Consider the following 16,743-nt stretch of genomic DNA (forward strand, 5'->3'; position numbering starts at 1 on the left):
GGACGAACGCGGCATGTCCGGCTCAGGCTCGGTAGGGAACGGGTTGCTCACCGCAGCCCCGTGAGGAATGGAGGGCCGGACATGGTCACCGCTGCTCCCCACCGCCGCTCGGCACGCGCCGAAGCGGCCGCTGGCGGACTGACGGTGTTCGCCGCCGTGATGCTGTTCATCGCAGGGATCCTCGACGTCTTCCGCGGGATCATGGCGATCGCCGAGGACGACGTCTACGTCTCCACCCCGAACTACGTCTTCAAGTTCGACCTGACGAGCTGGGGCTGGATCCACCTGGCGTTCGGGGCGATCGCCGTGATGGTGAGCATCGGCCTGTTCTCGGCGTCAACCTGGGCGAGGTTCGCCGGGGTCGGCATCGCGGCGCTGCTGATCATCGCCAACTTCCTGTCCATCCCGTACTACCCGGTCTGGTCGCTGACGCTGATCGCGCTGTACGCGTTCATCGTCTGGGCCCTGTGCGTGGTACAGCGGGACAAGGTCACCGACGAGTCAAGGCGCTAGCCACCGAGCCAAGGCATCAACCACTGGGGCGATGCCGCCGAGGCCCTGCCGGTCCGCTCCACCCGCCACGGCCGCGAACAGCTGGTCCGGGAAGGAACGGGCCAGCCGGCCCACCAGAGCGTGCGCTCGTTCAGCGGGCCGGCCCTGTGCCGCGGGGCTGCCTCGGCCACGGTGTCGAGCAGCGCACGCACTCTACGTACGACCTGCGGGGACGCGGCGCCGTACTGCAGGATCTCGTTCAAAGCGAGACTCACCAGTTCCGGCCACTTCGGCCCCGGCTGCAGCAGTCGCGGGGTGCCGAGCCGGTCCACGACGAGAGCTGTTCCGAGGGGGCGGCGGGACAGCCGTGTGAGGGCCTCTTCGATCTGGTCCAGCGCCTGCAGGCGGTGGTGGGGTCGTTGACGGCCGGGGACAGGGCGCGCGCCGCGATGTCCACCAGCAGGCGAAGGCCGTACGCAGGGTCCTGGCCGACGGCGCGGAAGCCGCCCACGCGTACGCATGACGCGAAACGGCGCAGCTGCCGGTCCCGTCGTGGACCCGGTGCTGTGGGGAGTCCGTGCACCTGGCCGAGGACCGCGCCGACGCCGATGCACTGCCCGGCCCCGGCGTCGAGGGGGACCTGGGCTTGGCAGTGTGCCGCGTGGCGCAGCAGCCGCCGCTCGTCGACCTCCTGGATGACGCTGGGTCTCCCCGCGTGGACCAGTGGGATGCCTGGTGGGGGCGTCCACACGTCCGTGGGGGCTCCAGCCTCGTGGTCCGTCGGCAGCACGGTGTCGACGGACTCGGCCAGCCGCTGCCCCACGGCCCGAGCCAGCGCACCGCCGGTCACGAAGTGGCGCGGGCGGGTCAGACTGCGCAGCAGCACGGCCGTGTCCACGGCCACGAACACCACCGCCAGGGTCACCGACAGCCTCGGTGTCTCGTCGGCCCGGATCTGGGCCCAGGACGACGAGGGCGTACACCGCGGTGGCGGTGAGCAGACCCACGATGGCCAGTGATTGGCGGAAGTGGCCGACGGCACCGATCAGCCGGGGTGACGTGCTCTGCACGATCTGGATGACCACGGTGAGGCCGGTGATGACGAAACCGGACAGGGTGATCATCGCGCCCGCGATGGCCGCGGGCGTGGCCTGGGCCGTCGACGCCTCGCAGCCCAGCCCCACCCGGGGAAGCGAGTCCTCTCACCGCGGCAGCCCCTGCCCAGGGCCACGGCCGCGGCCGTCGCCGGCAGCACCGGGAGCCAGCTCCATGACCGGGCCGCGGGTCCGGCCCAGGACTCGGTCGCGGGATCTGGCACATGCAGTGGCTCGCCGTCCACGCGATCACCGTAGGAGTGCGCAGGCAGCCGCGCATGTCGGAGGGAGGAGTCGACCACCCGTCCAGGGTGATGCCGGACCGCGAGGGCCGGACGGACCGTAGGAGGCGTCAGCCCCTCACCGGCCGCGCGTCCACCGCGGCTGCCGGCAAGCGGAGGCCCCCATGGACTACCCCCTGCTCGACGTCTTCCTGACCATGCTCTGGTTCTTCCTGTGGATCATGTTCATCATGCTGCTGTTCCACGTGATCACCGACGTCTTCGTGGACGACACTCTGAGCGGTTGGGGCAAGGCGGGCTGGACGCTGACGGTCTGTGTGCTGCCCTTCGTCGGGATCCTGCTCTATCTGATCGTGCGCGGGCACGGCATGGGCGAGCGCAGGCGCCGCCAGATGCAGGTCCGGGATCAGGCATTCCGTGCGTACGTCCGGCAGGCGGCCGCCGAGGGACCGACGGGCCGGGCCACCAAGGCGGACGAGCTGGGCAGGCTGGCGGCACTGCACGACCGGGGAGCCATCAGCGACGACGAGTACGAGCAGGCCCAGGCCAAGGTTCTGGCGGTCTGACCGTCAGCGGTGAGGGACGCGGCGGCGCGGTCGCGGTGCGGGTGCCGCGCCGCTGCCGGGGACGACGGAGGTGCTCGTGGACGGTCTCAACGTCCTCCCACTGGCGGTGACGATGATGGTCGGCCCGCAGATCATGGCGTCGATCATCTTCGTCACGACCCCCCGCCCGGTCAGAGTGTCGGTCGGCTACCTTGCCGGGATCGCCGTCGCCACCGCCGTCGGCGTCGCGATCATGCTGGGTCTCGCCTCGCTCCTCGATCTCGGCGAATCGTCCGACTCGGGATCGACCGGCAACATCATCCAGTACGTGCTGGTCGGCCTGCTGATCGCCGCGGCTGTGAAGAACTGGGTCAGGCGCGAGACCATCGAACCGCCGAAGTGGCTGGGAACCCTGATGTCGGCGGATCTCCGCAAGGCCCTGAAGATCGGCCTGCTCGTCATCCTCCTCATGCCCTCCGACATCATCGTCATGATGACGGTGGGCATCCACCTGGCACAGAACGACGCCGGCTACGCCGAGGCGTTGCCGTTCATCGCGGCGACCCTGCTCGTCGCCGCGCTGCCGCTGCTGGGCTTCCTGCTGTTCCACCACAGGGCGGCCGCCGCCATGCCAGGCGTGCGCGACTGGATGAACACCCACAGCTGGCTGATCAACATCCTGGCCTGCGCGATCTTCATCGTGCTCATTCTCAGCTGACTCCCGCGAGCAACGTCAGCCACCTCACCCGCTGCGGGTGTCCCGCCGTCCGGGCGAGTCGCTCAGCCTGGGGACATGAGCACCGTATGGCTGCCCGAGCCCACGGTCCGGCGGCCCGACCGCTCGGTCCGGCGGCAGCCGTTCCACCTGCTGGCCAAGCCGGCAGGGGCGATCTGCAACCTGGACTGCACGTACTGCTTCTTCCTGTCCAAGGAACTGCTGTACGAGGGCAGCAGGTTCCGGATGGCCGACGAACTGCTCGCCGAGTACATCCGTCAGCTGATCGAGGCGCACGGTCCGGCACCCGAGGTGACGGTGGCCTGGCAGGGCGGTGAACCCACGCTGATGGGGCTGGACTTCTTCCGCCGCTCGCTGGAGTACGAGCGCCGGTACGCCCGTCCGGGCCAGCGGATCGTCAACGCCATCCAGACGAACGGCACGTTGATCGACGCCGAGTGGGCGCGCTTCTTCCGGGACAACGACTTCCTCGTGGGGCTGTCCCTCGACGGCCCGCGCGCGATGCACGACGTCTACCGTGTCGACAAGGGCGGCAAGCCCACCTTCGACCGGGTCATGCGGGGGCTCGCCCATCTGCGCGAGGAAGGCGTGGCTTGGAACGCGCTCACCACCGTGCATGACGCCAACGCCGGTCACGGCCGCGAGGTGTACGCCTTCCTGCGCGACACCTGCGGCGCACGGCATATGCAGTTCATCCCGATCGTGGAGCGCACCACCGAGCAGCACCTGCCGACGGCCGACGCGGGCTGGGGCGAGCGGGCCGAGGAGCGGCCGCTGTACAGGCAGGAGGGCGACCGTGTCACCAAGCGGTCGGTCACCGGGGAGCAGTACGGCGGCTTCCTCATCGACGTCTTCGAGGACTGGGTGCGGCATGACGTCGGGACGGTCTACGTGCAGATGTTCGACGTGGCGCTGGCCAACTGGTATGGCGCGCCACCGTCGTTGTGCGTGCACTCCGAGACGTGCGGCCGTGCGCTCGCCCTGGAGCACAACGGGGACGTCTACTCCTGCGACCACTTCGTCGAACCGGCGTACCTTCTGGGCAACATCCGCGGGCGCCACCTGCTCGACCTGGTGGACTCACCGCGGCAGCAGGCGTTCGGTGCGCACAAGCGCGACGGGCTGCCCCGCTACTGCCGGGAGTGCGACGTCCGCTTCGCCTGCCACGGCGGTTGCCCCAAGGACCGGTTCGATGTGACCCCGGACGGGGAGCCGGGCCTGAACCACCTCTGCGCCGGCTTGAAAGCCTTCTTCCATCACGTCGGCGCACCGATGCGCACCATGACCGCGCTGCTGCGGCAGGGCCTTGCGCCCGCCCTCGTCATGCGGCAGTACGCGGCGGACGACGCCCGGCGTCCGCACAACGCCCCCTGTCCGTGTGGGGGCGGGCGCAAGTGGGCGCGCTGCCACGGACGGCGGCCGTGGACCACCCGCGCCGGGTGATGCCGCCCCGAGCCATGCGGGCGCAGCGTTGAGTACGACGGGCCCAGGCGCCGTCGCGGCAGCGCGGCGGCCGGCAAGTGGAGGCAACCGTGGACTACCCGCTCCTCAACGCGTTTCTGACCATGCTCTGGTTCTTCCTGTGGGTCATGTGGTTCGTGCTGCTGTTCCGGGTCATCGGGGACATCTTCCGGGACGACAGGATGGGCGGAGGGGCCAAGGCGGGCTGGACGGTCTTCGTCTGTCTGCTGCCGTATCTCGGCGTCTTCGTCTACCTGATCGCCCGCGGACGCGGCATGGGAGAACGAGACGTACGCCAGATGCAGCAGCAGGAGCAGGCGTTCCGCTCCTACGTCCAGGAGGCGGCCGCCGGCACCCCGGCGACCGGGGCGACCCGCGCGGACGAGCTGGCCAAGCTCGCCGGGCTGCACGACCACGGCGACATCACGGACGCCGAGTACGAGCGGGCCAAGGCGAAGGTGCTCGCGGGATGACCCGTGCCGACACAAGCCCGAGAAGGAACGGAGCCGCGCCATGAGCACGCTCGGACCCGTCGATCTGGTCATCCTGTCGTTCCCCGCCGACCATCCACCCGACTCGTTCCTGGCGGCGGTGGAACACGTCGAACGCCGCAAGGACGTGCGCATCCTGGACGCGCTGGTGGTCACGAAGAGCGCGGAGGGGCGGATCGGCCGGATGGAACTGTCCGACATCGAGAGCCTCGGCGATGTGGCGGCCGACATCGCCGCGCGCCGCACGCTCGGCATGGTCGGCGTCGAGGACGTCGACGAGATCGCCGTCCTGATGGAACCGGATACCACGGTCCTCGCCCTGCTGGTGGAGAACGTATGGGCTCGCGAGGCCGCCGCCGAGGCCCGCCGTCACGACGGTCGGCTGCTGGCCAGTGTCCGGATACCGCATGAGCAGATCGCCGAAGTCGAGGCCGAACTGGCCGGAGCGGCCGCGGCGGACACACCGACGTGACCGATTCGGCCGGTGGGAGGTGAAGCCCACCGGCCGGAAACCGGAACAGGAAGGACAGGGCCATGCCTCTCGCACGACGCCGCCCGCTGCTGCGCGGCGCCCTGGTCGGCGGCACCGCATACGCCGCGGGGCGCCGGAGGGCGCAGGCCGAGCAACAGGAGACGAGCCGGCAGGCTGCCGCTGCCGAGACGCCGGCTCCCCAGCCTTCGCCCGGCGCTTCCGGGCAGGCTGCCGGCGGTGAGCTGCTCGACGAACTCACCAGGCTTGGGGAGCTGCGCTCCCAGGGGGTGCTGACAGAGGAGGAGTTCACGGCGGCCAAAGCTCGACTGCTCGGCACCTGACGGCCGGGAGGAGCGGGCATGACCGGTTCGCTGCGGCGCTTCCCGCCGCCGCCATACCTGTCCGCCCGGCTCAGCCGCGTCGTCCGGCAGTTCCTGGGCGTCAGCCTGGCGGAACCGCGACCCGGTTGGCGGCCCAGGCGCTCCTCACCGCGCTGCCCGCTCTGTTCGTCCTCGCCGCGTTCGTCCCCCAGCCCTTGCAAGAGCAGTCATGAGTCCGCTCGGCTCGGTCCTCGGCGTCGACGGTGCCTTCGAGACGAGATCAGCCAGATCTACGGCGCGGACAGCTCGGAACTCGAGGACGCGTGGGGAGCCGTCGGCGTGCTGGTCACCCTGCTGTCGGCCACGGCCTGCTTTCACGGCGCCCTGCAGGACGGCTTCGGTGCCGGACCCTGGCGCGGAATACCGGTGTCGGTCATCACCAGCATCCTGATGTGGTGGTGCCCCCAGCATCTCCTGCTCGTCGGCCGCGTCCGCTGGTTGCTCTGCTGCCCGGAACCGTGCTGACCGGAGGCGGAGTCGTCGCCTTCGCCGCCGTGTCCACGCTCTTCCTGCCGCGTTCACTGAACCGCAGCGTCGCCCTTTCCGGACCCCTCGGCGCAGTCTTCACACTGATGTCCTGGCTGATCGTCTTCTTCGCGGTCGTCACAGCCGGCATCGCCACCGGATGTGTGCTCGCGCACGAGCCGCGCCTCGCGCGCAGGCTTCTCACTCCGGGAGCCGGCGCAGCTCCAGCACGCGCAGCCCGAGCGACTGGAACCGGGTCAGCAGGCCGTACAGGTGGGCCTCGTCGGTGACCGGGCCGTACAGCACGGTCTGGTGGGGCACGACGACACTGTCCAGCTCCGGGAATGCCGAAATGAGCGTGTCCGACATCTGGCCGTCGATGCGGATCTCATAACGCATGGGCGTGCTTCTCTCGCCGTCGGACGATCGGTAGTCACTGTGCCGTTCGTCCCTTTCCATCCCATGCTGCGGCGATGGGATCCGGGCGGCGTCACCCGAGGCAGGTGACAGGGCCTCGGCCCCGTTTCGTGCGGAGCGTCACAGCAGGCCCAGCCCCCGGGCCCCGCGGACGGCCTCGCCACGGCGGGTGGTGGCGAGCTTGCGGTAGATGCTCTTCAGATGGGTTTTGACCGTGTCGACCGACGGGCACAGGTCGGTGGCGATCTCCTCGGTGGACATCAGCTGCGCCAGGCGCTTCAGGACGTCCTGCTCCCGCTCGCTGAGCGGCTCCAGCACAGGGACCGGCTCATCCTCCTCGGGCTGGGCGGCAGCGCGGTGCACGAGAGAGGCTGGCAGCCGGTCGTGCCCCTGAGCCGGCGCGGGCCTGCGGTTCAGCAGCCGCCTCAGCCACGGTCCGGCCTCCAGGAACGGCCGCCGCAGGCGACGAAGAAGCCTCCGCCGAGCGTCTGGTGCGGCGGGCCCTGGCCGTCACCAGGCCGCACCCCCCGTGCACCGGCGTCCGGACCCGCCCGAAGCTCACGACATCCGCGCCAGGGGGACATCCCGACGACGGGCTTCCGGCGGCCATTTGAGAGAGTCCTGCCTTGACTTTCTGCGCTCCGGGCCTCAGCGGGCGGCGGCCTCAGGTCGGGAGTCGGCCGGCGGTACGGAGGTGTCGTCCAGGAACTCGCGGATCGCGAAGCCCACCAGCGTGATCACCGCGGTCCACACGACGACCGCTGTGGTCGGGTAGCTCCACGTGAACAGGACGACGGCCGCGACCACCAGAATGGCCACCCCGATCCAGCGCTTGTAGCGATGGACGAACCGCCCGACCGGGCCGGCGCGGAACCCCGCCGACTTCGCCACGTCGCGCAGGGCGCCGATGCTCCTGCGGCAGCCCGTGCGGGTGAACACGGCGACGCGGGACGGGCCGGCGAGGAAGGCGCCGACAGCGGTGAGGAGGGCGGTCGCGCCGAGCGCCCGCACCCCGGCCCGCAGGAACTTGATCAGCGCGTCGTACACCGATCCCGCGGCCGCCTCGGAAGCCCCGGCCGGCAGATGGTCGAGGTAGACGTCACGGAAGACGGTGAGGGCGATGCCGAGGAGCAGCATCGCGGCGAAGACCGCCACGGCCACCCCGATCAGCGCGTGCCGGCGGTTGAACGCCACGTACACCGCTGCGGCCGCGACCAGGAGCGCGATGACGGGCAGCCAGCCGCCGAGCAGCTCGAGCACTCTCACATAGGTCTTGATCTCTGCGATGTCCTCCGACGCGAACACCACGAAGTCCGTGTGGACGTCCGGGATCTTCGCGGCGGGCGAGAGGCCGGCGTCGACCAGCCGGTTCTTGACCTGCTCGACGATCGGGCCGATGTCGATGACCACCTGGTCGTCCTTGAGCTGGACCGCGCCTTCGGCTTCGCCCGTCAGGGCCTTGTCCAGCGTCGAGTGCGCCCTGCGGTTGGCCTCCACCCAGACCGTCTCGAAGGCACTGCTGGTGACCACCCGCTCCACCGTGCTCGAGACCAACTGGTTGAGACCGCTCTCGATCGGGCCGTCCAGGTTCTTCAGCAGCTCGGCCGCCCGCGGAGGCACCCCCTGCTGCGATGCCGCCTCCGTCAGCTGAGCGACCAGCGCGTCCACATCGACACGCTCCAGTACGACGTCGGTGACCCGGTTCGTGACCGCCTGCTGCACATCGGGATCGCTCGCCAGCGGCCCGACGGTGGCGACGTAGCGGTCCGTGTCCTGCACGATGCTGTTCGCCCACACCGCCACGACGGACAGCAGCGACAGCAGCGCGGCCAGAACGATCAGCAGGAACGAGCCGAGCGAGCGGAACGGGTGATGCCGCGGGGGCCCGGCGCCCTCCAGGGCACTCACCCGGCGCCGCAGCTCGTCCAGCTCACTGCGCTCCCGGGCCGAGAGCTCTTCCCCACCGGTGTCACTCATGGTCACCAGGAGATGCGCGCCGCGGGGAGTACGCGACCCGGGCGCACCAAGCGGGTGAACGGCGCACGGGAGTCGGGCCGCGGCCGGTGATGCAAGGTAAGGGCGTCACATGTGGTGGACATCGCGGACTACGACGGCGGCGCACTCACCCCAAGGAGCACGACGCCGCGACCGGCTGGCCGACGCGCGCCGACTGTGTGGGAAGGCCCCCTCAGCAGATCCGCGGCAGCTGCTCTCCGAGTGGCATCTCCACGAAGCGCCGGGCGCCCACCAGCGTGCGCATCGCCACGCGCCCCGCCGGTCCGTCCGGCAGCACCTCACCGATCCGCACGGCCTCCGCGCCCTCGCCCACCGACCGCATCGCGTTCAGCGCGTTCTCGGCGGCGCCACCGGCGACGAAGGCGACCAGGCAGCCCTCGTTGGCGACGATCAGCGGGTCCAGGCCCAGCAGATCGCAGGCCGAGGCGACCGCCTCGGGCACCGGCACCGCGCTCTCCTCGATCTCGACGGTGACGGACGAGTCACGGGCGATCTCGTTGAGGGAGGCCGCGAGACCGCCTCGCGTCGGGTCGCGCAGGACGTGGACGTCGGCGCCGAGCGGCACCAGTGTGCGCACCAGGCGGTGCAGCGGGCGGGTGTCGGAAGCGATGTCGCCCTCGAAGCCGAGGCCCTCACGGGTGCTGAGCACGGTCGTGCCGTGCAGCCCGATCGGGCCGGACATCAGGACCGCGTCACCGGGGCGGGCCAGCGCGGCGGACGGATGCAGCGAGCCGTGCCGCTGCCCGATGCCGGTCGTGTTGATGAACAGCCGGTCGGCGGCACCGCGCCCCACCACCTTCGTGTCCCCGGTGACCACGGGCACCCCGGCGTCCTGCGCGGCTTTCCCCAACGAGCTCAGGACCGCCCGGAGTTCGGTCAGCGGCAGCCCCTCCTCAACAATGAGGGAGACGGACAGCGCGACCGGCCACGCACCCCGCATCGCGAGGTCGTTGACCGTGCCGTGGACGGCTAGGGACCCGATGTCTCCGCCGGGGAAGAAGAGCGGGCTGACGACGAAACTGTCGGTGCTGATCACCAGTTCCCGGTAGCCGGGCAACAGCGCCGCGTCCTCCATGGGGCCCGGGTCGCCGTCCAGGGCGGGCAGGATCACCCGGTCGAGGAGTTCCGCGGTGAGGCGGCCGCCGGCCCCGTGGCCCAGCAGCACTACTTCGTCGTCGTGATGGGGGGTGGGGCATTGGATGGTCATGCCGTGCTCCTCGCAGGAGTGCGTCCGGCCGCGTAGAAGGCGGCACACGTGCCCTCGGACGACACCATGGGCGCTCCCAAGGGATGGCGGGGCGTGCAGCGGGTGCCGTACGCGGCACAGTCGGTGGGCAGTTTGGCCCCGGTGAGGATGGCGCCGGCGATGCACTCGGCGTCCTCGACGGGACACAGCCCGCCCACGTCGAAGCGCCGGGCGGCATCGAACCGCCGGTACTTCGCGGCGAGTTCCAGCCCGCTGTCGGGCAGCGCCCCGATGCCCCGCCAGGCCCGGTCGGTGACCCGGAAGACCTCGCGGACCGCGTCCTGCGCTTCGGTGTTGCCGGAGCGCCGTACTGCCCGTACGTACTGGTTCTCCACGTCGGACCGACCGGCCTCCAGCTGCCGTACGGCCATGAGGATGCCCTCCAGCAGGTCCAGTGGCTCGAAGCCGGTGACCACGATCGGCACCCGGTACTTCGCGGCGATCGGCTCGTACTCCCGCCAGCCCATCACCGCGCACACATGCCCGGCCGCGAGGAAGGCCTGCACCTCGCAGTCCGGGTCATCCAGCAGCGCGGTCATCGCGGGCGGGACGAGGACGTGGCTGACCAGCATCGAGAAGTTCGTCAACCGGAGGCGGGCGGCGTGCAGCACGGCCGTCGCGTTGGCGGGCGCGGTCGTCTCGAAGCCGACCGCGAGGAAGACGACCTGCTTGTCGGGGTGCTCGGCGGCCAGGCGTACGGCGTCCATCGGGGCGTAGACCACCCGTACGTCCGCTCCCCGGGCCCGCAGGGAGAGCAGGTCCGTGTCGGTGCCGGGCACGCGGAGCATGTCGCCGAAGCTGGTGAGGATCACGCCGGGCCGGGCGGCGATGGCCATGGCCCGGTCCAGGGTCTCAAGCGGGGTCACACAGACCGGGCAGCCCGGGCCGTGGATCATCCGCATCCCGGCCGGGAGCAGTTCGTCGATGCCCTGGCGGACGAGGGTGTGGGTCTGGCCGCCGCACACCTCCATGATCCGCCAGGGGCGCATGGCGGTCTGCCGCAGCTCGTCCAGCAGACGCCGGGCGAGGACGGGATCGCGGTACTCGTCGAGGTACTTCATCGGTGGTGCCGGCCCTTCATCGGTGCGTCAGATCCAGCTGGACGTCGACGACGCCCTCGACGGCCCGAATGGCCCGGGCCACCACGGGCATGAGCCCGCGCTCGGGCATCGAACCGGTCAGCGTGACCACGCCCTCGGTGACCGAGACTCCCAGGTCGGTGGTGACCGGGAGATGGGTGAGCACGCTGCCGCGGATCTCGTCGGCGATCTCGGCGTCGCGCCGCAGGAACACCTTCAGCAGGTCGCTGCGGCTGACGACGCCTTGGAGCATGCCGACGCCGTCCACGACCGGGAGCCGCTTGACGTGCCGGCGGGCCATGATGCGGGCCGCCTCGGCCAGCGAGGCGTCCGCGTGCACGGTCACCGCCGGGGTGCTCATCAGCTCGCCCGCGGTGAGGGCGCTCGCCTTGAGCCGCTCCCCGACGTCGCTCCCGGATTCGTTGCCGTCGCGGAACTCCTCCTTGGGCAGCAGGTCGGCCTCGGAGACCACTCCGACGACCCGACCCTCTCCGGCCAGCACCGGCAGGGCGCTGACCTTCCACTGGTCGAGCAGCTCGACGATCTCCTTGAAGGGCGCCTCGCTCCCGACCGCGACGACGGTGTGCGTCATCACATCGCTCACGGTGTACGGAGATTCAGGCATGGCAACCTCCCGTATGTCTCCTCAGGTGCGGACGACGGTCAGGTCGAGGAAGTGGGTGGAGCAGGAGATGCACGGGTCGTGATTGCGGATCGCCCGCTCGCACAGGGCCGTCAGCTCGGCGTCGTCCGGGTCGCCCTCGCCGATCGCCCGCTGGGTCAGCCGCCGCAGCTCGTCCTCGATCGCGCCCTGGTTCTGTGCGGTGGGCGGCACCAGCAGCGCGCTGGTGACGAGACCATCGGCGTCGAGTTCGTAGCGGTGGTAGAGCACCCCGCGGGGAGCCTCGGTGGCCCCGTGGCCGATGCCCGCGACCGGCGGCACGTCCGTGTACGGGCGTGGGGGAGGCTCGTACGCCTCGATGATCCGCAGCGCCTCGCCGACGGCGTACACCGTCTCCACGGCCCGCACCAGGATCGACCGGAACGGATTACGGCACACAGCACCCGCCCGCGGATCGCCGAGCCCGGCCTCCACGGCCGCCTGAAGCGCCACCGGCGACAGCCGCGCGCCGCTGATCGCGAACCGGGCCAGGGAGCCGGTGAGATGGAGCCGCCCGTCGAGCCGGGAGTGCAGTGCCGTGGAGTGCGGCATGTGTGTCTCGGCGACGTGCTCGGTGAAGTCCTGTACCGGGAAGGAACCCGTGGTCCCGTCGGCCCGAAGGACGGTCGGCGTCCCGCTCTCGATGGCGTAGGTGTCCGGCTCGGCCAGTGCCAGCAGGTCGGCCTGGACCCGGGCGTCCGGGAACTCGAAGCCGGCGACCCAGCGCACGGTGTCCCAGGCGTCGTCCAGAGCCTGCTTCAACTGCTCGGCGACCCGCCGGAGTTCCACTTGTGTCGGCACCCTGTGGAAGCCGCCGAGGCGGACGTTCACGGGATGCACCGCCCGCCCGCCGAGCAGCTCCATCAGCGAGTTGCCCGCCTTCTTCAGCCGGAGCCCCCGCTCGACCTCGGCCCGGTGGGTGCGGGCCAGTTCGATCGCGCTCGCGCGGCCCAGGAAGTCCGGGGCGTGCAGCAGATAGATGTGCAGCGCCTGGCTCTCGATCCACTCGCCGCAGTACAGCAGCCGACGCAGATCGCGGATCACCCGATGCACCGTCACGCCGCACGCGTCCTCGATCGCCGCGCACGCGCTCATCTGGTACGCCACCGGGCAGATCCCGCACACCCGGGCCGTGATGTCCGGCGGCTCGGTGTACGCACGGCCGTGCAGGAACGCCTCGAAGAACCGCGGCGGTTCATAGATGTTCAGCTGCGCATCGGTGACCGTGCCGTCGTGGACGTGCAGGCGCAGCGCGCCCTCACCCTCGACCCGGGACAGCGAGCCGACGTGCAGCAGACGGGAGCCACGGTGCGTCACGTCTCCACCTCCTTCTCGAACCTCTCGAACGCGGCGGCGTTGAAGGTGTGCAGGAAGCGCTCCACGTCGTCCTCGTCGAGGCCGTCCCGGCGCAGCAGCGGGATCAGCGCGGGCAGGTTCACCGACCCGGAGGGTCCGAAGCAGCCGAAGCAGCCCCGGTGGTACGCCGGGCACAGCGCCCCGCACCCGGCGTGCGTGACCGGACCGAGGCAGGGCGTGCCGTGGGCGACGGTGACGCAGACCGTGCCGCGCCGCTTGCACTCGAAGCACACGCTGTGGTCCGGGATGTCCGGCTTGCGCCCGGCGAGGAAAGCGGTGATCACCTCGATGAGCTGACGCCTGTCGATCGGGCAGCCGCGCAGTTCGAAGTCGACGTCCACATGCGCCGACACGGGGGTGGAGGTGGCCAGAGTCTCGACGTACTCCGGGTGCGCGTACACCACGCGCCGGTACTCGTCGACGTCCGCGAAGTTGCGTAGCGCCTGTATCCCCCCGGCGGTCGCACACGCCCCGATGGTCACCAGGTGGCGCGAGGCCGCCCGGATCGCGCGGACGCGCTCGGCGTCCTGGGCCGTGGTGACGGAGCCCTCGACGAGGGACAGGTCGTACGGTCCGGGTTCCACCGCGCTGGAGGCCTCCAGGAAGTGGGCGATCTCCACCTCGCCCGCCAGCGCCAGGAGTTCGTCCTCGCAGTCCAGCAGGGTGAGCTGGCAGCCGTCGCAGGAGGCCAGTTTGAACACGGCAAGCTTGGGGGCCATCTCACAACTCCCTCACCGACAGCAGGGGTTCGGCCTGCGCCCAGTTCACGACGGGGCCCACCTGGCACAGCAGCAAGGGGCCGAGCTGGCAGTGTCCGCAGTGCCCGGTCGCACAGCGCATGTTCCGCTCCAGCGACACGCGGACACGGTCGCGGCGGACACCGCGCTGGGCGAGTTCGCGGGCGGCGGCCCGGATCATCGGCTCGGGCCCGCAGACGAACGCCCAGGTGCCGTCCGGCTCGAACTGCGCGCGCCCCAGCAGCTGAGTGACCACGCCGACGTCCCCGCGCCAGTCGGCGTCGGGCTGGTCGACCGTCACTCCGGTGAACGCAGTGGGCCAGCTCTCGATCTCCTGCCGGGCGATCAGGTCGCCGGGGGTGCGCGCCCCGACCAGGACGTTGACGCGGCGGTACGCCTCCGGCTCGGCCAGCGCACTCAGGATCAGCGGCCGCAGCGGGGCGAGTCCGATGCCGCCGGCCACGACCAGCACGTCACCGCCGTGCGCCCGCTCCAGTTCCCAGGTGTTGCCGTACGGGCCACGGAGGCCGACGACGTCGCCGACCCGGGTCGCGCACAGCCCGTCGGAGACCGCGCCCACCGAGCGGACCGTGTGCGCGAGACCACCCGTGGCCTGCACCGAACTCACCGAGACGGGGATCTCACCCCGACCGAAGGAGTGCACCATCGCGAACTGTCCCGGTGCGAAGTCAGGCAGTGCCGCACCCACCGGCTCCAGGCACAGCGTGACCGTGTCCGCGGTCTCCGCCCGGCGGGCGACCACGCGATGGGGGACCGGCACGGCGGTCATCGTGGTTCCTTCGTCTCAGAGATCCCGTACAGGTCGACCAGCCGGGCGCGGGCCGCGTTCAGCCGGTGCGCCAGCACCCGGCCGACCCAGTGCTCGACGGCACGCCCGAACTCGGGATCGTTCAGGCACATCAGACGGACGGCGACGGCGTCGAACTCGTAGGTGGTGAGCGGCGTCAGGGCCTCGGCGCCCAGCTGCCAGACGTACGGCTCGTACAGCCAGGACCAGCCGACGAGGTCGCCCACGCCGAGCGTCTCGATGACCGGTGGCCGTCGGCCGGGCACATGCATGTCGAGGGCGGCGGTGCCGGCCCGGATGATCCAGAAGTGGTTGGCGTGGCCGCCCTCCTCGAACAGGCGGGCGCCCTGCGGGAAGCTCACCTCGCGGCCAACGCGCAGCAGCCGCTCGCGGTGCTCGACGGGCAGAGCGTGGTTCATGCGCAGGGCGAGCGAGGGAGGCATCAGTCCGTCTCCGTTCCGACAGCCGCCCGGCCGGCGCGTTCGGCGTCCAGAGCGGCGACCTCCTCCGTGATGTCGATGCCGGCCGGGCACCAGGTGATGCACCGCCCGCAGCCGACGCATCCGGCGGTGCCGAACTGGTCGTGCCAGGTGGAGAGCTTGTGGGTGAGCCACTGCCGGTAGCGGCCGCGGGCCGAGGAGCGGACCGGGCCGCCGTGCAGATACGAGAAGTCCAGGTCGAAGCAGGAGTCCCAGCGCTGCCAGCGCTCGGTGTGGTCACCGGTGAGGTCGGTGACCTCCTCGGTGGTCGTGCAGAAGCAGGTCGGGCAGACCATCGTGCAGTTGCCGCAGGTCAGACAGCGGGCGGCGACGTCGTCCCAGCGCTCGGCGTCCAGGCTCGCGCCCATCAGGGCACGCAGGTCGACCGGGGGCAGTGAACGTCCCATGCGGTCGCGGGCCGCGTCCACGGCCGCGCCTGCGGTTTCCTCGGTGACCGGGTCGGCGCTCCGGTGCGGTATCCCGTCCAGGAGCTCGGCGCCCTCGTCGCTGCCCACGCGTACGAGGAAGCGGTGCCCGTCATCGTCCACGATCTCGGTGAGCGCGAGGTCGTAGCCCGGGTCGGCGGCGGGCCCGCCGCCGGTGGAAATGCAGAAGCACGTCGCGCCGGGCTCGGTGCACTCCGCGGCGATCAGCAACGCCTTGCGCCGACGCCTCCCATAGCCGTCGTCCGCGTAGCGCCCGCCGGTCAGGACTCGGTCCTGGATCTCGATGGCCCGCAGGTCACAGGGGCGGACGCCGAGGAAGGCGTACGAGGGCACGTCCGGCTCGTCCGGAGTGAAGCAGACGCCTCCCCCGGGCGTTCGGTCTGCGCTCCACAGCCGCTCCCGGGACGGGTGCAGGTAGGACTTCCAGGACTGCGGGCCGGCACTGTGCGCGAAGGCCGCCCCGTCCTCGCGAGGAACCAGCCGATACCGCCCGGCGTCCAGTTCGACGCCCCAGCCGTAGGGGAGCGCGTCCGCCGAGGTCAGCTCGGCCAGAACTATCGCGCCGTCGCGGACGGTCGGCCCGATGACGGTTCGTCCCTGCGCCACCAGAGCTGCGACGAGCGCGTTCAGACCATCCCGGTCGAGCACGGCCGGGGCTGCGGGGGCGGTCATGACGGTCCTCCTCTTCCTGGCGGATCCGTGCTCTTCCACTGCCAGGTTCCGACCGTGACAGCGCTCGCGGCAGGGGCTGACCGGCCCTGTCGGGGGGCCGACCGGGCCCCTCGGGCGTGCCGTTCGTGGAAGCGGACCGTGGCAGGGTGGCCTCGCCCGCCCGTTCTCGGACCCCGCCCGCCGACGGTCAGGGAAGCGGCTCGCCCAGTTCGCTCTCCACCGCGCCCGACATCGCCCGCAGCACGTCGAGCGTCCGCTGTGCTTCGGCCTCGTCGACCTGGGTGATCGCGAAGCCGACGTGCACGATGACGTACGACCCGACGCCCGCCTCGGGCGTGCAGCTCAGGCAGACCTCGCGCTGGATACCGCCGAAGTCGACACTCGCCATCCGCAGCCCGGCGTCGTCATGGATCTCCAGAACCCGGCCGGGAATGCCCAGGCACATACG

The 16,743-nt window shown here is 71.0% G+C and carries 20 protein-coding genes and 2 pseudogenes; 9 read left to right on the plus strand and 13 right to left on the minus strand.

The window, feature by feature from the left end:
* Window positions 1-81: 81 nt before the first annotated feature.
* Window positions 82-513, plus strand: a complete 432-nt coding sequence (locus tag ACIBAG_RS15260) for a hypothetical protein (RefSeq protein ID WP_399105034.1) — start codon at window positions 82-84, stop codon at window positions 511-513.
* On the opposite strand, the pseudogene ACIBAG_RS15265 reads toward ACIBAG_RS15260, so the two are convergent.
* Window positions 510-1,417, minus strand: a pseudogene (locus ACIBAG_RS15265) (DUF2254 family protein). The gene ACIBAG_RS15260 and the pseudogene ACIBAG_RS15265 overlap by 4 nt on opposite strands.
* On the opposite strand from ACIBAG_RS15265, the gene ACIBAG_RS15270 reads away from it, so the two are divergent.
* From ACIBAG_RS15270 to ACIBAG_RS15305, 8 genes are all read left to right on the plus strand, one after another.
* The gene (locus ACIBAG_RS15270; protein WP_399105447.1) at window positions 1,383-1,511 is read left to right on the plus strand and encodes a hypothetical protein; all 129 of its coding nucleotides are present in this window, start codon (window positions 1,383-1,385) and stop codon (window positions 1,509-1,511) included. The pseudogene ACIBAG_RS15265 and the gene ACIBAG_RS15270 overlap by 35 nt on opposite strands.
* Before the next feature lie 481 nt (window positions 1,512-1,992).
* Window positions 1,993-2,394, plus strand: a complete 402-nt coding sequence (locus tag ACIBAG_RS15275) for an SHOCT domain-containing protein (protein ID WP_399105036.1) — start codon at window positions 1,993-1,995, stop codon at window positions 2,392-2,394.
* 76 nt (window positions 2,395-2,470) lie between these two features.
* On the plus strand, window positions 2,471-3,091 hold the full coding sequence (locus ACIBAG_RS15280) for a GAP family protein (RefSeq protein WP_399105038.1): 621 nt from the start codon (window positions 2,471-2,473) through the stop codon (window positions 3,089-3,091).
* A 75-nt stretch (window positions 3,092-3,166) separates the two neighbouring features.
* Window positions 3,167-4,552, plus strand: a complete 1,386-nt coding sequence (locus tag ACIBAG_RS15285; protein ID WP_399105040.1) for an anaerobic sulfatase maturase — start codon at window positions 3,167-3,169, stop codon at window positions 4,550-4,552.
* Between the two features lie 122 nt (window positions 4,553-4,674).
* Window positions 4,675-5,043 (plus strand): SHOCT domain-containing protein, encoded by a 369-nt coding sequence (locus ACIBAG_RS15290; RefSeq protein ID WP_399105431.1) that lies wholly within the window; start codon window positions 4,675-4,677, stop codon window positions 5,041-5,043.
* Window positions 5,044-5,083: 40 nt separating this feature from the next.
* Entirely contained in the window at window positions 5,084-5,533 is a 450-nt protein-coding gene (locus ACIBAG_RS15295; protein ID WP_399105042.1) for a DUF6325 family protein, read from the plus strand.
* 62 nt (window positions 5,534-5,595) lie between these two features.
* Complete coding sequence (locus tag ACIBAG_RS15300) at window positions 5,596-5,874, plus strand: SHOCT domain-containing protein (RefSeq protein ID WP_399105044.1); 279 nt, start codon at window positions 5,596-5,598, stop codon at window positions 5,872-5,874.
* A gap of 318 nt (window positions 5,875-6,192) precedes the next feature.
* Window positions 6,193-6,378 (plus strand): hypothetical protein, encoded by a 186-nt coding sequence (locus tag ACIBAG_RS15305; protein WP_399105046.1) that lies wholly within the window; start codon window positions 6,193-6,195, stop codon window positions 6,376-6,378.
* Between the two features lie 201 nt (window positions 6,379-6,579).
* On the opposite strand, the gene ACIBAG_RS15310 is transcribed toward ACIBAG_RS15305, so the two are convergent.
* The 12 genes and pseudogenes from ACIBAG_RS15310 to ACIBAG_RS15365 all read right to left on the minus strand — a co-directional run bounded on the left by ACIBAG_RS15310 (window position 6,580) and on the right by ACIBAG_RS15365 (window position 16,740).
* Window positions 6,580-6,777 (minus strand): hypothetical protein, encoded by a 198-nt coding sequence (locus tag ACIBAG_RS15310; RefSeq protein WP_399105048.1) that lies wholly within the window; start codon window positions 6,775-6,777, stop codon window positions 6,580-6,582.
* A gap of 138 nt (window positions 6,778-6,915) precedes the next feature.
* A pseudogene (locus ACIBAG_RS15315) lies at window positions 6,916-7,122 on the minus strand (response regulator transcription factor); the annotation flags it as partial.
* A 321-nt stretch (window positions 7,123-7,443) separates the two neighbouring features.
* Window positions 7,444-8,772 carry a hypothetical protein gene (locus tag ACIBAG_RS15320; RefSeq protein WP_399105050.1) on the minus strand — a complete coding sequence of 443 codons (1,329 nt, stop codon included), beginning with the start codon at window positions 8,770-8,772 and terminating at the stop codon, window positions 7,444-7,446.
* Between the two features lie 211 nt (window positions 8,773-8,983).
* Entirely contained in the window at window positions 8,984-10,018 is a 1,035-nt protein-coding gene (hypE, locus tag ACIBAG_RS15325; RefSeq protein WP_399105052.1) for a hydrogenase expression/formation protein HypE, read from the minus strand.
* Window positions 10,015-11,118, minus strand: coding sequence for a hydrogenase formation protein HypD (gene hypD / locus ACIBAG_RS15330; protein WP_399105054.1), 1,104 nt, complete (start codon window positions 11,116-11,118; stop codon window positions 10,015-10,017). The genes hypE and hypD overlap by 4 nt, the downstream gene beginning before the upstream one ends.
* Window positions 11,119-11,134: 16 nt before the next feature.
* Window positions 11,135-11,761 carry a CBS domain-containing protein gene (locus tag ACIBAG_RS15335; protein ID WP_399105056.1) on the minus strand — a complete coding sequence of 209 codons (627 nt, stop codon included), beginning with the start codon at window positions 11,759-11,761 and terminating at the stop codon, window positions 11,135-11,137.
* Window positions 11,762-11,782: 21 nt separating this feature from the next.
* Window positions 11,783-13,114 carry a Ni/Fe hydrogenase subunit alpha gene (locus ACIBAG_RS15340; RefSeq protein ID WP_399105058.1) on the minus strand — a complete coding sequence of 444 codons (1,332 nt, stop codon included), beginning with the start codon at window positions 13,112-13,114 and terminating at the stop codon, window positions 11,783-11,785.
* A complete protein-coding gene (locus tag ACIBAG_RS15345) occupies window positions 13,111-13,872 on the minus strand; it encodes an oxidoreductase (protein WP_399105060.1) in 762 nt (253 codons plus the stop codon). Before ACIBAG_RS15345 ends, ACIBAG_RS15340 begins: the two co-directional genes overlap by 4 nt.
* 1 nt (window position 13,873) lies before the next feature.
* Window positions 13,874-14,680 carry an FAD/NAD(P)-binding protein gene (locus ACIBAG_RS15350; protein ID WP_399105062.1) on the minus strand — a complete coding sequence of 269 codons (807 nt, stop codon included), beginning with the start codon at window positions 14,678-14,680 and terminating at the stop codon, window positions 13,874-13,876.
* Window positions 14,677-15,141, minus strand: coding sequence for a Crp/Fnr family transcriptional regulator (locus tag ACIBAG_RS15355; RefSeq protein WP_399105064.1), 465 nt, complete (start codon window positions 15,139-15,141; stop codon window positions 14,677-14,679). The genes ACIBAG_RS15350 and ACIBAG_RS15355 overlap by 4 nt, the downstream gene beginning before the upstream one ends.
* Complete coding sequence (locus ACIBAG_RS15360; RefSeq protein ID WP_399105066.1) at window positions 15,141-16,295, minus strand: 4Fe-4S dicluster domain-containing protein; 1,155 nt, start codon at window positions 16,293-16,295, stop codon at window positions 15,141-15,143. The genes ACIBAG_RS15355 and ACIBAG_RS15360 overlap by 1 nt, the downstream gene beginning before the upstream one ends.
* 187 nt (window positions 16,296-16,482) lie before the next feature.
* Entirely contained in the window at window positions 16,483-16,740 is a 258-nt protein-coding gene (locus ACIBAG_RS15365) for a HypC/HybG/HupF family hydrogenase formation chaperone (protein WP_399105068.1), read from the minus strand.
* Window positions 16,741-16,743: the final 3 nt, after the last annotated feature.

Source organism: Streptomyces sp. NPDC051243 (genome assembly GCF_044455405.1).
In the GTDB taxonomy this organism is placed as follows: Bacteria; Actinomycetota; Actinomycetes; order Streptomycetales; family Streptomycetaceae; genus Streptomyces.